The sequence below is a fragment of the Acidovorax sp. genome, from assembly GCF_016783915.1.
GTDB lineage: Bacteria > Pseudomonadota > Gammaproteobacteria > Burkholderiales > Burkholderiaceae_C > Acidovorax.
The window spans coordinates 1-5,587 of sequence record NZ_JADHVT010000222.1; the positions used below are offsets into that span (position 1 = coordinate 1).

The window sequence follows — 5,587 nt, forward strand, 5'->3', positions numbered from 1 at the left end:
GGAAGGAAAACTGTTACTTGGTGAACTATATGCCTTCAGGAGAACAAGCGCTGATCGATCCGGGCGACGATCCGGACTTTATAATACAAGCTGTGCTCAACGGTGGCGCAGAGTTGCGCCACATCTTGCTCACCCATGCTCATCACGATCATGTCGGGGCAGTAGCGGCCATCTGCCGACGCTTCAACCTGCCATGCGACGTACACAAGGGCGATGCGCGTCTGTTGCGCCACGCACCCATGTATGCCTGGCGGTTCGCAGGCAAACAGATTGAACCCCCCGGGCCGTTCCGCATATATGAGGGTCAGCCAACATTCCAACTAGGTCAGCAGCGAATTGAGGTGATTCATACACCGGGGCATACTTCTGGGAGTGTGTGCTATTACTTTGGCGACTTCGTCCTCACCGGCGACACCTTGTTGTGTGAGCACGTCGGCCGTACCGACCTGCCGGGGGCGAATGCGGACCAACTAGCAGCTTCGGTCAGCCAGTTGGTGAAATACCTGCCTGGTGACACTGTGGTATTGCCGGGACATGGTTATTCATGGACAATCTCAGAAGCGGGCGCTTGGTGGCAGGCTGTGGCTGCGTCGCCGCCGCAATACAACCAGTTTGGGATCTGATGAGGTTGACCATCTTTCTGGGAGCTTGAAGCTTTCGGGAAGACGATCAAGATTAGGGAAAGTCAAGCTATGTCGGAAAGTGAGCGGCCAGGAATTGGCGTGCTTGGTGTAGGAAAATACATTCCCCAGAAAGTGGTAACCAACGAGCAGCTTGAGGCATGGACACAGATGCCAGCCCAAACAATCGTGGACAAGACAGGAATTGTGACTCGGTATATCGTTGAAGACGGCGAAACGGCTTCGGGAATGTCAGCAATTGCCGCTAAGCAGGCAATTGAAATGGCAGGCGTTCAGGCAGACCAGATTGGGCTAATCATTGGCTGCACTTTTTCAGGTGACTATGTCTATCCAGCGATGGCATGCAAGGTACAGGACTTGATTGGTGCTCGGAACGCTGGGGCCTTCGACCTGATGGCCAACTGTACCGCGTTTCAAATAGGTCTAGGGGTAGCATCAGATCGCATGTCTTGTGATTCAGACGTAGCATATGGACTGGTAATCGGCACGGCACTTCAATCTCCCTTCATCAACTGGACCGATCCAGATTCGGCTATATACTTCGGTGACGGGGCTGGTGCAGCGGTGTTGGGGCGTGTCCCGTCTGGGTATGGCGTGCTGTGTACTGAGATGTTCACAAACGCCAGGGTCTTCGACGCAGTCCGGCTGCGCGGTGGGGGATCGAGTTACCCGCTGCGTCCTGAGAACATAAACGATGGCTTGCAGTACTATGAAATAAACGGGATGGAAGTTTGGAAGCAGGTTATCCAGTATCAACCCAAGGTCATCCGCCGCGCCCTAGAGAAAATTGGGGAAAAGATTGAGGACGTGGATTTCTTCATTTTTCACCAGGCCAATTTGCGCCTGATCGAATACTTGATGGGGAAGATGAAACAACCCATGAGCAAGACGTACACCAACGTGGCCGAAATCGGGAACACCGCCGATGCCTCGCTGGCGATCACTTTGTGCGACGCGGTGAGGGCAGGTCTCATCCAACGTGACCAACTGGTGGTGATTTCAGGGGTAGGAGCGGGTTTCATATTTGGGGCAACCGTAATTCGCTGGTATTAGCCTGGGCTTTGCGAACCATGCCATACAAACCAAATCAACAAGTAAGCCGCACGCTCCACTTCGATCGAATCGGGGTTGGAGATGAAGCAGAACTGGTGCATACCTTGACCCAAGAGGATGTTCAAACGTTTGCCAACCTAACGGGTGACTTCAATCCACTTCATCTGGATGAAGAATTTGCTAGGAAGACACTATTTCGTAAACCAGTTGTGCATGGGATGTTGTCGGCATCTTTTATTTCGACGATGATTGGGATGCTGCTTCCAGGACGTGGGGCGCTATGGACTTCGCAAACACTAGAATTTCTGCACCAGGCCTACGTGGGTGACACGCTACGAGTGGTGGCACGGGTCAAGCAGAAGTCGCCTGCCACTCGAATGCTAATACTGGACATAGTGATCACAAACCAGCATGGCCAGAAACTCGTCGTTGGGGAGTCGACTGTAAAGATGTTGGAATTGGAAGAGGAGGGAAAGTCCATGCCAAATGAAGCGACGAAGGCGATCTTGATCACACGGGGCAGCGGGGGAATCGGCACAGCAACTGCTCGAAGACTGGCCAGTGACGGCCACACTGTGGTAGTAAACTATCTGCATGCAGCAGAGAAGGCTGAACAAGTAGTGATGCAGATCACTCAGGCAGGCGGGCAAGCAATGGCGATGCAGGCCAATGTTGCTCGACTGGATGAAGTAGAGGCGTTATTTGCCGCAGCCGAGAAAGCCTTCGGGCCTATTGAGGCAGTAGTGCATTGTGCCGCCCCTAGCAACGTGCCCCTGCCATTTGATGACCTGGAATGGGAGTCCATTCAGGAGCAACTGGACGTCCAAGTGAAGGGCGCTTTCAACTGCGCCAAGGTGGCCCTGCCTCGGATGATCGAAGCCCAATCTGGAGCGCTGGTGTTCATTGGTTCCATTTACGCAGATAATGTGCCGCCTACGCAACAGATGCGCTACGTCGTGGCTAAGTCGGCGCTGGCAGCGCTGGCGCGTTGTCTAGCAGTTGAATATGGGCCAAAGGGTATCCAGGTCAATGTTGTTGCACCGGGGATGACACAGACAGACATGATCGCGCACCTGCCTGACAAAGTCAAAATGCTCACGCGGATGCAGACCCCGTTGCGTCGGCTGGCTGAACCGGTTGATATTGCCAACGTCGTCGCCTTTCTCCTGAGTCTAGGAGCGCGGCATATCACAGGAGAGACCATACGTGTATGTGGCGGGGCGGTAATGCTGTAGGGTATGTGCTATGACTGATGTGGCATACAAGTGTGACGCTTATCCTGAATTTATGAAGATCGTTGATTTGATATCGACGCAAAACCCACTGCAACGTAGACGGATCAATGCGTTCATCAGCCAGCAGGATACAGACTATTGGACATTTGCCGAGCAACTGTGCCGGACGTTGAACCACTCGTTTTTTCAGGGCGATCAGGAGCGGGTCGAAGCGGCCCGAGCGTATAACCGGATGTGCATGGACTTCGTGCGTGAACAGATCCGTTTTCGCAAGACCGGCGTCTATCGGTTGGATGACGCCTATGTGGCCCACGAAGAGGTTTATAGCCAGCCAGATGTGATGCGTTACTACATGGTCGGTCTGCTCTTATCCTACCTCTTCTGGCCTAATCATTATGCGATGCTCTGTTTTTTACGGGATCATCTGCAACAAATCTCGATCAATCGCTATCTGGAAATCGCGCCGGGGCACGGGCTATTCACCGTTCAGGCAATAAAGCATTCGCCTGATCTGGAAGCGACTTTGGTGGATATCAGCGAGGTTTCGATCGAAGTGGTTCGAGAGCTACTAACTGCTTTTCAGATTGATCCAGCCCGAATCCGATTCATTCATAGCGATTTCCTGGACCTGTCACTGGAGAGTGATAGTTTCGATTTCATCAGCATGGGAGAAGTAATCGAGCATGTTAACGATGCACCGGGGTTTATGAAGCAAGCGCACCGACTGCTCCAGCCGAGCGGGGCCATTTTTCTTACCACATGTGCCAACTGTCCATCAATTGATCATGTCTATCACTTCCATACCGTAGACGAGATCAGAACTCTGATCCGTGATGCTGGTTTGTCCATCGTCCGAGATGTTGCTTTGCCTGCCGAGGATGTCCCGGTAGACAGATGGCAGGAAGAATTGGTGACGATCAACTACTTCGCAATTCTGACGAAGGAATGAAGCCAGAGTGAGCAAACAGGATTTTGACGAAACGTTAAGACGCTTGGCGAATGAGCTCACCTACAGCGCCTACACTGCCACCGCGAACGCGCTGGAGGAAGTTACATCGGAAGCCAGCCATCTGCCCCCTTTGCGGGTGGCTATCCTGCGCAACTTCACTATAGAGCCGATGATCCCAGTGATCAAAGGGGAGATTGCGTTGGCGGGGTTTTACCCGGTGATCTATCTAGGAGACTACGACGCCATTGCGCGCGATGTCCTTGATCCGGGCAGCGCGTTGTATGCATTCCAGCCCGACTTTGTGATTGTGGCTCAGTGGCTGGAGACGTTGGCGCCTACCCTGGTCACACGTTTTCTGTCGCTCTCGCCTGAACAGGTGAACACTGAGGTGGAAAGGGTCTTGGTCACAGTGAATGAGATTGTTACCGCCCTGCGGCGACATTCTAAAACACCCATTCTGGTCAACAATTTCCCGTTGCCGCTCTACCCTACACTGGGAATCCTGGACGCCCAATCGGAGAATCATCAGACTCATACGATTTTGAAGCTGAACCTGGAACTGCTTCGCCGTGTGCGGGAGTCGCGGGACGTTTACTTGGTGGATTATATGAGCTTGATGGCGCGGATCGGCAGCGTGCAGGGAGTAGATGAGCGTTACTGGCAGATTGGCCGGGCTCCCATCGGGCGGCATGCATTGTTGCCATTTGGACAGGAATACGGAAAGTTCTTCCGTGCGCTGCACGGCAAGGCCCGCAAATGCCTGGTGCTGGACTGCGATAATACTCTCTGGGGCGGTGTGGTCGGCGAGGATGGCTTAGGCGGTATCCAACTTGGGACGGCCTACCCTGGTTCCTGTTATCAGGCGTTCCAACGTGAGATTCTTAACCTGCACGACCGCGGCGTGATCTTAGCATTGTGCAGCAGGAATAATGAGGCCGACGTGCTAGAAGTTTTGCGCACCCATCCGGAGATGGTGCTCCGCGAGGAGCACTTCGCCACCTGGCAAATCAACTGGGATGATAAGGTGACGAACCTGATGCGGATTGCCCAAGACCTGAATATCGGGCTAGATAGCCTGGTGTTTGTGGACGATAGCCAATTTGAGTGCGACTTCGTACGCGAGCGATTGCCTCAAGTAACCGTGCTGGAACTGTCGTCCGATCCGTCCACCTTCAGGGCTAAATTGAGCGCCGGGGGATACTTCGATGCATTAACTTTCTCTCCCGAGGATCGGAAACGTACCCGCATGTACCGCGATGAGGTGCAGCGCAAAGAGTTGTACGTGTCGGCTAGCTCGCTGGAAGAATACCTGGCAAAACTGGAGATGGTAGCCGAAATCAGCCTGGCGGATGAGATGACTATCCCGCGGATATCGCAACTCACCCAGAAGACCAACCAATTCAACCTGACGACGCGCCGTTACAGCGAAGGGGACATCCAGGCTTTCGTTGAGAGTCCCGGAGCCGATGTCTTCTATCTCAACCTGCGTGACCGGATTTCAGAGATGGGACTGATCGGGGTGGCGATTGTAAAATATAACGGCGAACAGGCGGAGATTGATACCTTTTTGCTAAGCTGCCGGGCGATTGGCCGGGGAGTCGAGGAAGCGCTATTGGCGCATGTGCTCAACTCAGCTAAGTCCAAGGGCTGTTCCAGTGTGGTGGGCCGCTACCTGATCACCAAGAAGAACGGACAGGTAGCAGACTTTT

Annotated in this window: 5 protein-coding genes; all 5 read left to right on the forward strand. The window is 53.5% G+C overall.

Annotated features, from left to right (window positions below):
* The coding region (locus ISS20_RS23140; RefSeq protein ID WP_291439939.1) for an MBL fold metallo-hydrolase at positions 1 to 623 on the forward strand (623 nt) is incomplete at its 5' end.
* Positions 624 to 692: 69 nt separating this feature from the next.
* A complete protein-coding gene (locus ISS20_RS23145) occupies positions 693 to 1,694 on the forward strand; it encodes a 3-oxoacyl-ACP synthase III family protein (protein ID WP_291439941.1) in 1,002 nt (333 codons plus the stop codon).
* A 17-nt stretch (positions 1,695 to 1,711) separates the two neighbouring features.
* Complete coding sequence (locus ISS20_RS23150) at positions 1,712 to 2,929, forward strand: SDR family oxidoreductase (RefSeq protein WP_291439943.1); 1,218 nt, start codon at positions 1,712 to 1,714, stop codon at positions 2,927 to 2,929.
* 52 nt (positions 2,930 to 2,981) lie between these two features.
* The gene (locus ISS20_RS23155) at positions 2,982 to 3,878 is read left to right on the forward strand and encodes a class I SAM-dependent methyltransferase (protein ID WP_291439945.1); all 897 of its coding nucleotides are present in this window, start codon (positions 2,982 to 2,984) and stop codon (positions 3,876 to 3,878) included.
* 7 nt (positions 3,879 to 3,885) lie between these two features.
* On the forward strand, positions 3,886 to 5,587 hold a 1,702-nt coding region (locus tag ISS20_RS23160; protein WP_291439947.1), incomplete at its 3' end, for an HAD family hydrolase.

Bases quoted from the DNA above. Each gene is read 5' to 3' on its own strand.
- ISS20_RS23150 (WP_291439943.1), top strand. From the start codon at position 1,712: ATGCCATACAAACCAAATCAACAAGTAAGCCGCACGCTCCACTTCGAT.
- ISS20_RS23145 (WP_291439941.1), top strand. From the start codon at position 693: ATGTCGGAAAGTGAGCGGCCAGGAATTGGCGTGCTTGGTGTAGGAAAA.
- ISS20_RS23155 (WP_291439945.1), top strand. From the start codon at position 2,982: ATGAAGATCGTTGATTTGATATCGACGCAAAACCCACTGCAACGTAGA.